Genomic DNA, 14,374 nt, shown 5'->3' on the forward strand with positions numbered 1-14,374 from the left:
TCCTTACGAGGTGGTCAGTGTGCGACGGATGACGGAATCGCGTCCGTCAATTCCGTCTCGCGCGGTTTGACGCGCATGGTGGCGGCGATGGCGGAGGCGATGAGCAGGAAGCCGGCGATGCCGACCAGCGCCCAGGAGAAGCTTCCGGTGGAGTCCTTGATCAGGCCGATGCACCACGGTCCGATCAGCCCGCCGAACTGCGCCAGCGTGTTGACCATGGCGATCGCGGCGGCGCCCGCCGCGCCGGTCAACAGCGAGGCATTGATGCTCCAGAACAGCGGATTGCCGGCATTCAGGCTGAAGCCGACGATGCAGAGGAACACGAAGGCCAGCACCGGGCTCGCGACATAGGCGCTGCCGAGCATCGCGACCGCGGCGAGCAGATAGACGGCGGCCAGATGAAACTTGCGGTCGCCGGTCTTGTCCGAGCTGCGGCTGACCACGATGGTGCCGACGACGCCGAGCAGCGGCGGGACCGCCGAGAGGAAGCCGACCTGGATGTTGCTGAGATCGCCCATGCCCTTGATGATCTGCGGCAGCCACAGCAACAGGCCGTAGATGCCGACCAGCGCGCAGCCGAACAGCGCCGCCAACAGCCAGACCCTGATATCGAGCACGCATTCGATCACCCTGTGCTGCCCCTGTCGTTCGATCTCGGCCCGTTCGGCGGCGAGCTCGCCCTCCAGCCAGGCCGCCTGCTTCTTGCTCAGCCAGCTCGCTTTGGCGGGACGGTCGGTCAGATAATAGAGCGTGAACAGGCCGAGCAGAATGGTCGGCACGCCCTCGGCGATGAACATCCATTGCCAGCCATGCAGGCCGGCCGCGCCGTCGAGGAAGGTCATGATGCTGGTCGAGATCGGCCCGCCCAACACCGCCGAGAACGAGCCGGCGATGATGTAGCCGGCCACCGCGCGGGCGCGATAGCGCGCCGGGAACCAGTAAGTGAGGTACAGCACGACGCCCGGCATGAAGCCGGCTTCGGCGACGCCGAGGCCGAACCGCATCACGTAGAGGCTGAGCGGATTCCAGACAAAGGCGGTCAGCGTGGCGACGAGCCCCCAGGTGATCAGGATGCGCGCCAGCCAGATTCGTGCCCCGAGCCAGTGCAGCATCAGATTGCTCGGCACCTCGAGCACCATGTAGCCGAGGAAGAAGATGCTGGCCGCGAAGCCGAAGATCGCCGGGCTGAGGCCGAGATCCTTGTTCATGGTCAGCCCGGCATAGCCGAGATTGATGCGATCGAGATAGTTGAAGAACATCATCGCGAACAGGATCGGGATCAGCCGCCAATAGACGCGGCGGATGGTTTGTCGTTCGAGCTCGCTGACGGACGCGCCGTTCATTGCAATCCTCCCGTTCATTGTGATGGCGTTCATTGGGTCGCGACGCCATTTCGGATGGTGTTGGGGGGCATGGCCTCGCGCCCGGCAGACGGCCGTTCGGCGCCATCCGGAGCTGCGCCTGCCGCCATCGTTCTGAGGTCGATGCCCTGCTGCTCGGGCAGCAGCAACGCCGCGCAGAAGGCGGCGGCGTAGCCGCAGATCGCGCAGATCGCCATGGCATCGCCGAGATGCATCCGCGCCGAGAGGATGCCGACGGTCGCCGGCACGATCGAGCCGAGGCCGCGTCCGGCGCTGAGCGCAAAGCCGGCGCCATTGGCGCGGATGTTGGTCGGGAACAGCTCGGCAAAGGTCGGCATCAGGCCGGAGGCGAGGCCCGCCTGCAACGCGCCGAGGAAGAAGCCGAGGATTACGGTGATGCCTTGGCCGATCGGCGCCTGGGTGTAGGCGGCGACGTTCAGCGCCTGGCAGACCAGGAACAGCATGAAACCCTTGCGGCGGCCGATCCGGTCGGCAATCAGGCCGAATGCGATCGGTCCGACGAACGATCCGAAGATGTTGACCGCGAGATAGCCGGCGGTGTGCGTGACGGGCAGGTGCAAGCCGGTCTGCAGATAGGTCGGCAGCCAGGTGATCATCACATAGGCCGCGCCGAGCGTGCCTGTGGTGAAGAACGTCGCGACCAGCGTCTTGAACAGATGCTCGCCGGTGAAGATGGTCCAGAAGCCGTGCGTCGCCGACGCGGTGCGTTGTGCCTTCTCTTCGGCGAAGATCGCGGATTCCGGCACGAAGCGGCGGACGAAGAACACCAGCAAAGCGGGCAGAATTCCGATCGCGAAGAACACCCGCCAGGCGATGTCCTGCGACAGCCAGCCGAAGATGACCGGAAATGCCGCCACCGACAGCGCGTTGCCGACAGCGTATCCGCTCTGGATCGCAGCCGCAACGCGGCCGCGCATGCCGGCCGAAACCACTTCGGCGACCAGCACCGCGCCGACCGCGGCCTCGCCGCCATAGCCCATGCCCTGGATGGCGCGTGCAATCAGCAGATACCAGAAGCCGTCGGCGAATGCGGCGGCAAAGGTCGAGACCGCAACCAGCAGGATGGTGAATTGCAGCACGCGGACCCGGCCGAACCGGTCGGCGGCAATGCCGGCGATCCAGCCGCCGATCGCGGTGCCGATCAGCGAGCTCGACGCGAGGATGCCGGCGTCGGGCCGCGACAGGCTCAGGGTTGCGATCAGCGCCGGCGTGACCAGCGCGTAGATCGTGGTGTCCATCGAGTCGAGTGCGAGCCCGCCGAAGGCGGCGAAGAATGTCTTGCGTTCGACGGCGGACAGTTTCGACAGCCACCCCAGATTCATGTTCGTTTCCTCGTGATGATGCCGGCCTCTTGTATCGGGCCGTTGCTGGAAAGAGCTAAGGCGGGTCCAGCGCCGCCGGGTTCACCACATTGCCGCGATCGATTTCACCGCCGGTCAGCACGGCTGCGATGTTGCGCGCGGCCTCGACGCCGGTCCGCGTGATCGATGCGCCGGTTTGCGCGGCGATATGCGGCGTCACGATCAGGTTCGGCGCCTGCAGGATCGGCCGGTCCTTGGCCGGCGCCTCTTCCGCCAGCGTGTCGAGGCCGGCGCCGGCGAGATGGCCGCTTGCGAGCGCCGCGCGGAGCGCGTCCTCGTCGACCAGCGCACCGCGCGCGGTGTTGATCAGGATGGCGCCGGGCTTCATGGCCGCGAGCCGCGCCGCATCGATCATGCCGCGCGTCGCATCGGTCAGCGGCGCGTGCAGGCTGACGATGTCGGAGACTGCGAGCAGCTCGGCGAGATCGGCGGCCTCGCGCGCCAGCGCCGGATCGACGCGGCCCTTGCTGCGGCCGAGCGCGACGACGCTCATGCCGAGTGCGGCCGCCGCGCGCGCGACATGCCGGGCGATGCGGCCGAAGCCGACCAGGCCAAGCGTGCGGCCGCGGATTTCACGGCCGCGATAGGTGGCGCGGTCCCAGGCGCCGGCATGGGTGCGCGCGTTCAGGCTGACGACGTCGCGCCCGAGCGCCAGGATCAGCGCGATGGTATGCTCGGCAACTGCGGGCGCGTTGGCGTCGCCCGCCACCATCACCAGCACGCGCCTCGCCGTTGCCGCCTCGATGTCGACGCTGTCGACGCCGGCGCCGTGCTTGGCGATCACGCGCAGATGCGGGTTGCCGGCGATGACGGCGGCGGAGAAGACCGGGTTGCCGCGCATCAGGATCGCCTGCGTCGGCACCGTCGCCATCTCGTGCGTGAGGCGCTCGGGCGTGACCGCATCGCGCATCAGCACGATCTCCGCGCCGATCTCGGTGAGGATCTTGACGGCGGCGGGGGCGAGGTTGTCGCCGGTGACCAGAACGCGAAACCGAGCGGCCATGGTCTATCGCCCGCCGCGATATTGCATGGCTGACCCGCTGCGAGTGCTGCGCGATATTGCCTGGACTTGACGCATTTCTCGCGCTTCTCCCTTCTTGTCCCTTGGACCACAGGTGATTTCGCGCGAAGATCGGGAAACGACCCCTTGAGGTCAAATACCGCTTTGGCCCCTCACTTATAGGGAATCGGAATAAGCCATGGATTACAGGCAGCTTCGTTACTTCATCGCGGTGGCCGAAGAGCTCAGCTTCAGCCGCGCCGCCAGACGCCTGCATGTCAGCCAGCCGCCGCTGAGCACGCAGATCAAGGCGATGGAGCAGGAGCTCGGCACGCGCCTGTTGGCGCGGACCCGGCGCGCGGTGGAACTGACCCAGGCCGGGCAGTTGCTGCTGGAACATGCGCGGCGCGCCGTCAGCGAACTCGACCTGGCCTCGGAGACGGTGCGCCGCGCGGCTCGCGGCGAGGCCGGCATGATCCGCGTCGGCTTCACCGGCTCAGTGCCGATGCTCGACATGTTCGCCGAGCTGTTCCGCAGCTTCCGTGCCAGCTATCCGCGGGTCAAGATCGAGCTCCGGCACATGTCGACGGCGACGCAGCTGCGCGCGCTCGCCGACGCCGAGCTCGATGTCGCGATCATGCGGCCGCCGCTCGATTTCAGGCCGGCGGCGGATTTGCAGGTCCATGTGGTCTGGCGCGACCGGCTGATGGTGTTTCTGCCGCTCGATCATCCGCTCGCCGGTGCGAAAGGCGCACTCGAGATGGCCGACCTGGCCGAGCATGAATTCGTCGGCATGGCCGAGAGCGGCTGTGGCGTCGGCGACCAGGCCGCGATGCTGTGCCGGCGCGCGGGCTTCGCGCCGCGGGTGGTGCAGGAGGCGCATGAGCTGCGCACCGTGCTCAGTCTCGTTGCAGCAGGGATCGGGCTCTCGATCCTGCCCTCATGCTACCAGCAGGCCGGCGTGATGAACGTGGTGGCGAAGCCGCTGGAGACGCCGGATGCCGAAAGCCGCATGCTGGTGGCGCTGCGCTCGAACACCTCGCTGCTGCCGCGCCGGTTCGTCGAATGCGCGTTGCAGGCGGCGTCACGCAGTGCGCCGCCGCTCGTTCCGGAGGTTGCGGCAGTGAGCCGTTGATCGTGCCGCACGCCCTATACTTTCGTCGACTGTAGTCTTCCGGTATCCGGTCTGGCCCTGCTCTTGCATCGTTCGATGGCAGGTGCTGGGGCGCGCCTGCCCGTGTCCCCGTCCGCGGCGATGATGTCGTGGGCGAAGGATGTGTGACGCGCGCCCGCAGCTGGATCAAAATCTGCGGAGACGAGACGACATGCACGTCATCACACGTGCGGCACTGCTGCTTGGAGCGCTATTGCTGACATCGCCGACCCTGGCGCGCGACGACGGCCGCTACGCCAACTCACCATTGAAACCCTGGTTTGAAAGCCTGCACAGCGGCTACGGGCAGTGCTGCTCGGATGCCGATGGATATGTGGTCGCGGATCCCGATTGGGAGTCGGATCACGGTCATTACCGCGTGCTGATCGACAGTGAATGGGTTGTGGTGCCTGACGAGGCCTTGATCACCGAGCCGAACAAGATCGGGCGAACCATGGTGTGGAAGCACTATATCGACGGCCACCCGCGTGTGCGCTGCTTCATGCCGGGCAGCATGACCTGAAACGTATCGTCCGCTCAGGCCGGCGGAACGAAGACGCGGTTCGGGAACGCTTTCTCGACGACGTCGAGGAACGCGCGAACCTTTGCGCCGACCAGGCGTCGCGAGCTCTGCAGCGCCCAGATCTCGACCGGAGGCCTGGCATCCGTTCCCCAATAGGCAAGCCGGCCCGCGGCAATGTCGTCGTCGACCAGCAGCTTGGGCAGCAGCGCCGCGCCGGCGCCTGCCAGCACGGCATCGCGCATCATCAGCATCGATGAGAGACGCAACACCGTCCGCGGCCTGAGCGTGATCTCGTCGCGTTCATTGCGGATGCGCCAGACCGTATCCGCTGGCGTCTGCGACATCAGAACGGCATCGACGGGCATGCCGTCTGAATCGCGCGCGGAGGTCGTCGGCCGTGGTCGATCGGGATGCGCCACGACCAGCAGTTCATCGTTGAGGACGCGGCGGCCGACCAGGCGCTCGTCCGGCGACGGGTTGATGCGGATGACCAGGTCATAGCCGTCCTCGACCGGATCGACCAAGCGGTCCTCGGCGACGATCTCGAGCTGGACATCGGGATAGGCGTGCGCAAAGCGCGCAGCGATCCGGCCGAACGCGACATGCGCGAGCAACACCGGCGCGCTGACCCGCAACCGGCCGCGCGGCGTCGATGCGCCGAGCACCACGGCTTCGCCGGCTTCGGCGATGTCGGACAGCGGACCGCTGGTGCGCTCGTGCAGCGCGCGGCCCTCGTCGGTCAATCGGAGACTTTGCGAACCCGCTCGATCAGGCGGACGCCGAGGGACTGTTCGAGCTCGGCGACGCGGCGGGACAGCGTGGCCTTGGCCCGGCCGGAGATGCGGCTGGCACGGCCGAAGCCGCCATGCGCGGCAACCAGGTTGAAATCGGCGAGCGCCTGAAGGTCCATCTTGACCGTTCCATATTTGAGACGACCTGTCCAAATATTGGCATCTTCAAGAGAAAATTGGAACGGCTAGCTTCTTCGCAACGGCAGACGGTCTGCCCGAAAGAAGGAGTATTCGACATGGCTATTCTGGTGACAGGCAGCACAGGCACCATCGGCACCCAGGTTCTCAACCATCTCGCCGGTCACGGCGTCGAGGTTCGCGCCCTGACGCGCTCGCCCGGCAAGGCGCAGTTCCCGCAGCATGTGAAAGCGGTTCGCGGCGATCTGGCCGACGTGGACTCGGTCCGCGCGGCGCTCGACGGCGTCAGCACGCTGTTCCTGCTGGTGCCGAACGTGGCCGACGAACTGACCCAGGCGATGCTGACGCTGACGGCTGCGCGCGAGGCCGGCGTCAAGGGCATCGTCTATCTCTCGGTGTTCAAGGGCGAGACCTATGCCGACGTACCGCATTTCGTCGGCAAGCATACGGTCGAGCGGATGATCGAGGCGCTCGATCTTCCCGCGACCATCCTGCGTCCGTCCTATTTCATCCAGAACGATCTCCGGCTGAAGGAGCCGCTGCTCAATTTCGGTGCCTATGGCGTGCCGATCGGCGCGAAGGGCATCTCGATGGTCGACATCCGCGACATCGGCGAGGCCGCCGCGATCGAGCTGGTGCGTCGCGAGCGCCCATCCGCACCGCTTGGCCGCGAGATCTATGACCTGGTCGGCCCCGATGTGATCACCGGCGAGGGCGCGGCTGCGATCTGGCGTGATGAGCTTGGCCGGGCGGTCAATTATGGCGGCGACGATCTTGCGGTCATGGAGCAGCGTCTCAAGGCCGCGATGCCGGCATGGCTCGCGCTCGATCTGCGCCTGATGTTCCGCCGTTACCAGAGCGACGGCGCGGTCGCGACGGCCGATGAGGTGGCGCGCCTGACGCGGCTGCTCGGCCGCGCGCCGCGTGCCTATCGCGATTTCGCCCGCGATGCTGCCGCGCAGTGGCGCAAGGCCTAGCTGCGAGGTTTTGTAAGGAAGCGCGTGACCACGCCGCCGAGCGCGGCGTGGTCGAGCGGGGCGGTGAGCGATGCCTTGGCGGTGGCGACCACGGCATCCGGCGCGAGGCCGCGGCGCAGCTCGCACAGCGCAGCGGCGTAATCGGCGGTGAATTCCGGATGCGGCTGCACCGACAGCGTGGTGCCGTTGGCGTAGAACAGCCCGGCATGCGGCGTGAAGTCCGACGACATGATGGTGCGCGCGGAGGCGGGCGGGGTGATCACCTGGTCCTGATGCGAGGCGGCCACCGCGAGCATCTCGCCGTCGAGCAGCCCGTTGTCCGGCGCGATCCGATAGACGTGGCGGCCGATGCCCCAGCCCTTCTCCGACTTGCGCACGGTGCCGCCGAGCGCCTGGGCGATCAGCTGATGACCGAAGCACACGCCGACCATCGGAATGCGCTTGTCGTGAGCTGCGCGCACGAAGGCTTCGAGCGGCGCGATCCAGGCGACGGCGTCATAGACGCCGGCCGCCGATCCCGTGATCAGGATCGCATCCAGATTGGACGGATCCGGCAGCGCCTCGCCCGTGGCGAGGCTCACGACGTCGCAGGTCACAGACGGATCGGCCGATGCCACCATCCGCTGAAACATCTGCGGATAGCTGCCGTGGCGCTCGCGGAATTGCGGGCTGACGAGCCCGGTCTCGATGATGGTGATTCGGGACATGGGATGCGTGACGGATGCGCGGGGATGATCAAGCCTTTACCCCGAAAGCACTGAGCACCACAAGCCGGATGGCCGACAGCCCGAGGCGCGACGCAAGCGATCTCTGCTGCTCAATCCGTCATTGCGAGCGAAGCGAAGCAATCCATCGCTCCGCAAGCGGCGAAATGGATTGCTTCGTCGCTATCGCTCCTCGCAATGACGATGGTGCAAGATATCGCAGTCTCGCCGGATGAGGGAGGAGCCGTCGATCAATTCTGCGATGGTGCCGCCGCGTCGATCGTTGCGGTGTGCTGTGCTGCCGGCGCCGTGCTGACGGTCGTCGGCGTTGTGCTCACGATCGCGGGCTCGGTGCGGTAGCGCGGCAATTGGTCCTCGAGCGAGTAGCCGACGCAGAGCGCGAGGCTCGACCACACCGCCATGCTGAAATACAGCGACATCCAGGCGATCTCCTCGCGCCACTCGGCGATGTCGTGGGTCACGACCCAGCGCCGGCTGACGTCGCGCAGGCCGTCGAGCGGATGCAGCAGCCTGCCGCCGGCGGCGCGGTTGGCGCGCCAGCGGTTCAGGTACATCGGAACGTCGACGGTCATCAGGAAGGCGAGGAAGCCGGCGATGCCGACGATCGCGACGATGAAGGCCCAGCGCACCGGACCCTGAAACTCCGGCAGCAGCCGGCACAGCGCAATCCCGACCAGGAAGAACACCACAGCCCAGATCGAGTTCTCGATCGCGTTGCAGAGATAGTGCGTGGTCAGCACCGCATACCAGGAGAAGCATTCCGCGATCACGATCAGCGGCACGATGATCCAGGCGATGGTCACGGTGGTCTCGGCGCCGGTCATGGTGCCGAGCTGATGCAGGATGATCGCCCATTGCGCGGCGAAGCAGACCTCGGCGACGGTGGCGACGCTGCGGCCGACCATGACGCTCGACAGCCAGTGGTCGAATAGGCAGATGCGCTGCACGTCGGCGCGCGGCAGCACCGAACGGAAGGCGCAGCCGAACACATAGGCCGCGCACAGCAGCATCATCAGGCCGATGCCGGAGGTGTTGCTGAAGCTGCCATTGGCCTGCTCGTGGAACTGGCGGTACAGCGCGAACCAGACCGCGATGTTGACGGCGCTGACGAGGCTCAGGAAGCCCCACCACCGGACCACTGGATTTGACCAAGCCAGCGAAACCGGCCGCGCCCGCCACTCCATGCTCATTCACCGCTCCGCATGTAACCGAATTGATATCGAACTGTAGCAATTCTGTCATAGAAGGCGGCGAATCACGACTAAAAAATGCGTGTGGCGCAGGCTCCGATTGTGACAGCGCGGCGTGGCCCGAAGGCTTTGTGACAGTGCGTGGCTCGGCGTTTGTGACAGTGAGCGCTTGGCGCGCGGCAACCTCTTTCGTCATTCCGGGATGCGCCGAAGGCGCAGGCCCGGAATCCATCGGGCCGCCGTGTTGCGGTTGAATGGATTCCGGGCTCGCGCTTCGCGCGCCCCGGAATGACGAGGGGAGAGAGTCGGGGTCCTCCCGCCTTCGCGATCGTGATCGAATGTGACACCGAGCCCGATAGGCAGGCTCGCTCCGATCCTCTATTGAACGGCTTCCTTTTCGGGCCGAACCCGCACGGGCTGGCTTCACACGAAGGCGCCTCGTGACCACGGAACCCACGGCCAGTTACGATCCGTTGCTGCGGAAGATTCACTGGGTAACCGCAGTGCTGTTCATTGCGGCGATGCTGATCGGGCTCTATTGCGGGCTGCAGCCGGCCGGCACCTCGCCGCGGCGCGAGCTGCTCGAGGTGCACAAGTCGCTCGGCGTCACCCTGTTCTTCCTGGCGATCCTGCGGCTGATGGTGCGGGCCGCGACCACGGCGCCGCCGGAGCCGGGCTCGTTCTCACCGCTGGTCAGGCTCGCGGCACGGCTCAATCACTGGGCGCTCTACGCCATCCTGTTCGTGATGCCGGTGACCGGATACATGTTCTCGTCGGCCGGCGGCTATTCGCTGCGCTATTTCTGGACCTTCAGCTGGCCGCGCCTGTTTGCCGACAACAAGGCGGTTGCGCAGGCGGGCGAGCTGGCGCACGGCCTGCTTGCGTGGTTCGTCTATGCCGTGGTCGCGCTGCATATCGCCGCGACGCTCTGGCATGTTGTTGTGAAGAAGGACGAGACGCTGGCGCGGATGTGGCCGCGCGCGAGCCGTAGTCCGTCTTGACACAGCGAAAGGTCGTCAGCCGCGCAGCGCGGTTTCCGGAATGGTGCGGCGAACCACCTCGCGCATCGCGAAGCTCGAATGGATGCGGGCGACGCCTGGCATGCGCGACAGATGCTGCTTGTGGATGCGCTCGAAGTCGGCGATGTCGCGGGCGATGACCTGCAGATGATAATCGTCGCTGCCCGACATCAGATGACAGGACACCACATCGGGACAACGCGCGATCGCGGCCTCGAAGGCTGCGAGATAATCCTCGCTCTGCTTCTCCAGGGTGATGGTGACGACGACGGTTGTCACGAGGCCGAGCGCTGACGGTTCGAGGTCGACGCGGTAGCCGCGGATCACGCCGATCTCCTCGAGATGGCGGATGCGCCGCGCGCAGGCGGTCGGCGACAGCCCGACCTTCTCGGCGAGCTCGATCTGGCTGGCACGGGCGTCAGTGACCAGCTCGGCGAGGATTCTGAGGTCGATACGATCGAGACCGTCCACGCAGTTTTCCTTCAAGATCTGAGCTGGCTTTGAAGGATATGAGCGTATTTGGCTGTGAGCAAGCCGGAAATCGCTGAGAAACGCCGTGCGCTGGGGCATAGCCTCAAGCCTAACGAAAACCAATCTTTCAAGGAGCGGACCATGCGCGTCGGCGTGCCCAAGGAAATCAAGGTCGAGGAATATCGGGTCGGGCTGACGCCCGCCTCGGTGCGGGAATATGTGGCGCACGGCCACGAGGTCGTGGTGCAGCGTGGTGCCGGCGCCGGCATCGGCGCCGGCGACGACGCCTATACCCAGGCCGGCGCGCGGATTGCCGACACCGCCGAAGAGGTGTTCTCGGTCGCCGAGATGATCGTCAAGGTAAAGGAGCCGCAGCCGTCGGAATGGATCAGGCTGCGCGAGGGCCAGATCCTGTTCACCTATCTGCATCTCGCGCCCGACGTGCCGCAGACCGCGGGGCTGATCGCCTCCGGCTGCACCGCGGTCGCCTATGAGACCGTGACCGACGCGCATGGCGGATTGCCGCTGCTCGCGCCGATGAGCGAAGTCGCCGGCCGGCTGGCGATCGAGGCCGCGGGCGCCGCGCTGCGCAAGTCCGCCGACGGCATGGGCAAGCTGCTCGGCGGCGTGCCCGGCGTGCCGCCCGCGCGGGTTGCGATCATCGGCGGCGGCGTGGTCGGCACCCATGCGGCGCGGATGGCCGCAGGCCTCGGCAGCGATGTCACCATCCTCGACCGCTCACTGCCGCGGTTGCGCGCGCTCGATGATCTCTTCATCGGCCGCGTCCGCACCCGCTACGCGACGCTGGAGGCGATCGAGCAGGAAGTCTTTGCGGCTGACGTCGTGATCGGCGCGGTGCTGGTGCCCGGCGCCGCCGCGCCGAAACTGGTGTCGCGCGCACAGCTTGCCGGCATGAAGCGCCGGGCGGTGCTGGTCGATGTCGCGATCGACCAGGGCGGCTGCTTCGAGACCTCGAAGGCAACCACGCACCAGGCGCCGACCTATCTGGTCGACGACATCGTGCATTATTGCGTCGCCAACATGCCGGGCGCGGTGCCCGTCACCTCAAGCCACGCGCTCAACCACGCCACCCTGCCGTTCGGCCTGGCGCTGGCGTCGAAGGGGCTGCGCGCGCTGGTCGAGGATCCGCATCTACGTGCCGGCCTCAACGTCCATCGCGGCCGCATCACCAACCGCGCCGTCGCCGAGAGCCAGCATCTCGCGGCCGTGATGCCGGAGGAAGCACTGGCGTCGTAGCGTGGGAAGGAGAACTCCAACGCCCGTCACAAACTTCGTAGCCCGGATGGAGCGAAGCGCAATCCGGGCTACGGAGCTGCGTCTGTCAATTCCTTCAGCCGGCTCTGCATGACTTCGATGATGTGCGCGCGCTTTGCCGCGATCCGTTCGATCGGACCGCCGATGCCGATCGCCAGCGGAGCGCGTCGCTTCGGCAGCGGAACAAGCATGCCGATCGTGCTTGCGCCCGGCGTCGTGCGGCCGCCTGTCTCGGAGAAGCCGCGGCGGCGAATGCGTTCGATCTCTTCGAGAAAGGCCGCTTCGCGAACCCGCGCCGGCTGATTGGGCTCCTCGGCGTTGTTGCGCCGGATGATGCCGCGGATTGTGGTGTTCGGCATTTGACTCAGCAGCACGTGTCCGAGCGCGGTCCGGACCATCGGTCGTATTTGACCGGCATGTGCCGTGTACTGAAGCTGAGAGCCGCCGGGGACAACGTGGAGATATTGCATCCCGGCGGTGCCGGCCTGTTGCCCAAGCATGACTGTCTCGCCGCCCGTCGCGGTCCAGAGCTCCTCCATCAGGTCGGTGAGCTTCTTGTCACGGAACGGAGAACGACGGATCCAGTCGCCCAGCAGATTGACCCGGTAGCTCGGGATGAAGCGCCGGGTCTTTCGCTCGTATTCGAGGTAGTTCAATTCAACGAGACTGCGCAGCAGCATCGACGTGCTCGATTGCGGCATCTTGAGCGCGGAAGCAATTTCGGTCACGGACGCTGCCCGCTTGGTTTCCCGAAAGAACTCCAGAACTGCAAACACCCGCATGGCCGATTTGACGATCGCCGTCTTATTCGCGTTCGGCATGGCTGTCTCCGCCGCGGGTCATACCGCGCCTCCATCACATATGTGATGTTAGGCCGAAACTGCTTCACTTGACGACAAGTTTGGCACAGATTGGCGCCAACAACATCAAGACGCATGGAAACGCAGAGAGCAGGGGAAGGCGGATGCCCGGCCGAAGTTTGCTCGAGAAGATCTGGGGCCAGCATGTCATTGCTCGTTTGAGCGACGACACGGACCTCCTTCATATCGACCGCCATCTGCTGCACGATCTCGGCGGCTCGCGCGGCCTGCTCGATCTCAAGAGCCGTGGCCTCAAGGTTCATAATCCCGAACTGACATTCGCGACGCCGGATCACGCGCTGTCGACGGCGCCCGGCCGCGCCGGGACCAGCAAGATCGGCATGGAGTTGCTGGCCGCGCTGCGGGTCGAGACCGCGGCGAGCGGGATCAAACTGTTCGATGTCGATCAGCCCGGTCAGGGCATCGTTCACGTCATCGGGCCCGAACTCGGCCTCAGCCTGCCGGGCGCGACGATCGTCTGCGGCGATAGCCACACCTGCACCCATGGCGGCTTGGGCGCGCTTGCCTTCGGCATCGGATCGAGCGAGCTCACGCATGTGCTGGCGACACAGGCGCTGATCCAGAAGCGTCCGAAGACGCTGCGCGCGCGCTTCGAGGGCAAATTGCCGCTCGGTGTCACCGCCAAGGACATGATCCTGGCGCTGATCGGCCAGATCGGCGCTGCCGGCGGCACCGGATATGCAGTCGAATATGCCGGGAGTGCGATCCGCGCGCTGCCGATCGAGGGAAGGTTGACGATCTGCAACCTCTCGATCGAGCTCGGCGCCAAGATCGGCATGGTTGCGCCGGACGAGACAACGTTCGAATTCCTACGCGGCCGTCCCTATGCGCCGCAAGGCGAGATGTGGGATCTCGCGGTCAAAGCGTGGCGCGAACTGCCGAGTGATCCCGACGCGGTGTTCGACCGCGAGGTCGTGATCGATGTCGAAAAGATCATCCCGCAGGTGACCTGGGGCATCAGCCCCGAGCACGTCGTCGGCGTCGACGGCATCATTCCCGATCCGAAGGCGGTCGACGATCCCGCACGGCGCGCCGCGATCGAGACCGCGCTCGAGTATATGGGCCTGCAAGGCGGCGCACCGATTGCCGGCACACCGGTCGACTGGGTGTTCATCGGCTCCTGCACCAACAGCCGCTTGAGCGATCTGCGCGCCGCGGCCGAGGTTGCGCGCGGCCGCAAGGTCGCGGCCGGCGTCCGTGCCTGGGTGGTGCCGGGCTCGGAGAACGTCAAGCGCGAGGCGGTCGCCGAAGGGCTCGACAAGATCTTCATCGATGCCGGCTTCGAGTGGCGCGAGCCGGGTTGCTCGATGTGTCTTGCCGCCAACGGCGAGGTGGTGGCGCCCGGGCAGCGCTCGGTCTCGACCTCGAACCGCAATTTCGTCGGCCGGCAGGGGCCGCGGGCACGGACGCATCTGGCAAGCCCCGCGAGTGCGGCGGCGTCTGCGATTGCCGGCGCGATCGCCGATGTCAGGATGATGGGGCGCTAAG

The 14,374-nt window shown here is 66.3% G+C and carries 13 protein-coding genes and 1 pseudogene; 6 read left to right on the forward strand and 8 right to left on the reverse strand.

The genetic code is table 11. The features are described from left to right. Positions 1–14: 14 nt before the first annotated feature. The 3 genes from ACVMB0_RS16885 to ACVMB0_RS16895 are packed head-to-tail and all read right to left on the reverse strand — an operon-like array spanning position 15 to position 3,746. The gene (locus ACVMB0_RS16885; RefSeq protein ID WP_461347015.1) at positions 15–1,343 is read right to left on the reverse strand and encodes an MFS transporter; all 1,329 of its coding nucleotides are present in this window, start codon (positions 1,341–1,343) and stop codon (positions 15–17) included. Between the two features lie 29 nt (positions 1,344–1,372). Further along, positions 1,373–2,704: an MFS transporter gene (locus tag ACVMB0_RS16890; protein ID WP_461347016.1), complete on the reverse strand. Its 1,332-nt coding sequence runs from the start codon at positions 2,702–2,704 to the stop codon at positions 1,373–1,375. A 55-nt stretch (positions 2,705–2,759) separates the two neighbouring features. After that, positions 2,760–3,746: an NAD(P)-dependent oxidoreductase gene (locus tag ACVMB0_RS16895; RefSeq protein WP_461347017.1), complete on the reverse strand. Its 987-nt coding sequence runs from the start codon at positions 3,744–3,746 to the stop codon at positions 2,760–2,762. A 196-nt stretch (positions 3,747–3,942) separates the two neighbouring features. Between ACVMB0_RS16895 and ACVMB0_RS16900 the strand changes: the two genes are divergently transcribed. Both ACVMB0_RS16900 and ACVMB0_RS16905 read left to right on the forward strand, forming a co-directional pair. Continuing rightward, on the forward strand, positions 3,943–4,878 hold the full coding sequence (locus ACVMB0_RS16900) for a LysR substrate-binding domain-containing protein (protein WP_461347018.1): 936 nt from the start codon (positions 3,943–3,945) through the stop codon (positions 4,876–4,878). 190 nt (positions 4,879–5,068) lie between these two features. After that, the gene (locus ACVMB0_RS16905) at positions 5,069–5,419 is read left to right on the forward strand and encodes a hypothetical protein (protein WP_456749774.1); all 351 of its coding nucleotides are present in this window, start codon (positions 5,069–5,071) and stop codon (positions 5,417–5,419) included. Positions 5,420–5,433: 14 nt separating this feature from the next. Here ACVMB0_RS16905 and ACVMB0_RS16910 read toward each other — a convergent pair. After that, a pseudogene (locus ACVMB0_RS16910) lies at positions 5,434–6,329 on the reverse strand (LysR family transcriptional regulator). A gap of 117 nt (positions 6,330–6,446) precedes the next feature. Here ACVMB0_RS16910 and ACVMB0_RS16915 point away from each other — a divergent pair. Continuing rightward, positions 6,447–7,325, forward strand: coding sequence for an NmrA/HSCARG family protein (locus ACVMB0_RS16915; RefSeq protein WP_461347019.1), 879 nt, complete (start codon positions 6,447–6,449; stop codon positions 7,323–7,325). Here ACVMB0_RS16915 and ACVMB0_RS16920 read toward each other — a convergent pair. Further along, the gene (locus ACVMB0_RS16920) at positions 7,322–8,032 is read right to left on the reverse strand and encodes a type 1 glutamine amidotransferase (RefSeq protein WP_461347020.1); all 711 of its coding nucleotides are present in this window, start codon (positions 8,030–8,032) and stop codon (positions 7,322–7,324) included. The genes ACVMB0_RS16915 and ACVMB0_RS16920 overlap by 4 nt on opposite strands. 248 nt (positions 8,033–8,280) lie before the next feature. Continuing rightward, a complete protein-coding gene (locus ACVMB0_RS16925) occupies positions 8,281–9,234 on the reverse strand; it encodes a hypothetical protein (RefSeq protein WP_461349666.1) in 954 nt (317 codons plus the stop codon). Between the two features lie 446 nt (positions 9,235–9,680). On the opposite strand from ACVMB0_RS16925, the gene ACVMB0_RS16930 reads away from it, so the two are divergent. Next, positions 9,681–10,241, forward strand: coding sequence for a cytochrome b (locus tag ACVMB0_RS16930; RefSeq protein WP_461347021.1), 561 nt, complete (start codon positions 9,681–9,683; stop codon positions 10,239–10,241). A gap of 15 nt (positions 10,242–10,256) precedes the next feature. Here ACVMB0_RS16930 and ACVMB0_RS16935 read toward each other — a convergent pair whose 3' ends face one another. Beyond that, positions 10,257–10,745: an Lrp/AsnC family transcriptional regulator gene (locus ACVMB0_RS16935; RefSeq protein ID WP_050627110.1), complete on the reverse strand. Its 489-nt coding sequence runs from the start codon at positions 10,743–10,745 to the stop codon at positions 10,257–10,259. A gap of 126 nt (positions 10,746–10,871) precedes the next feature. Here ACVMB0_RS16935 and ald point away from each other — a divergent pair, with 126 nt between their 5' ends. Then, positions 10,872–11,987, forward strand: a complete 1,116-nt coding sequence (gene ald / locus ACVMB0_RS16940) for an alanine dehydrogenase (RefSeq protein WP_461347022.1) — start codon at positions 10,872–10,874, stop codon at positions 11,985–11,987. A 68-nt stretch (positions 11,988–12,055) separates the two neighbouring features. Here ald and ACVMB0_RS16945 read toward each other — a convergent pair whose 3' ends face one another. Continuing rightward, positions 12,056–12,826 carry an IclR family transcriptional regulator gene (locus tag ACVMB0_RS16945; RefSeq protein WP_461347023.1) on the reverse strand — a complete coding sequence of 257 codons (771 nt, stop codon included), beginning with the start codon at positions 12,824–12,826 and terminating at the stop codon, positions 12,056–12,058. Positions 12,827–12,969: 143 nt separating this feature from the next. Here ACVMB0_RS16945 and leuC point away from each other — a divergent pair, with 143 nt between their 5' ends. Further along, complete coding sequence (leuC, locus tag ACVMB0_RS16950; RefSeq protein WP_461347024.1) at positions 12,970–14,373, forward strand: 3-isopropylmalate dehydratase large subunit; 1,404 nt, start codon at positions 12,970–12,972, stop codon at positions 14,371–14,373. The last annotated feature ends 1 nt before the right edge of the window (position 14,374 follow it).

Source organism: Bradyrhizobium sp. USDA 4451, assembly GCF_054822585.1.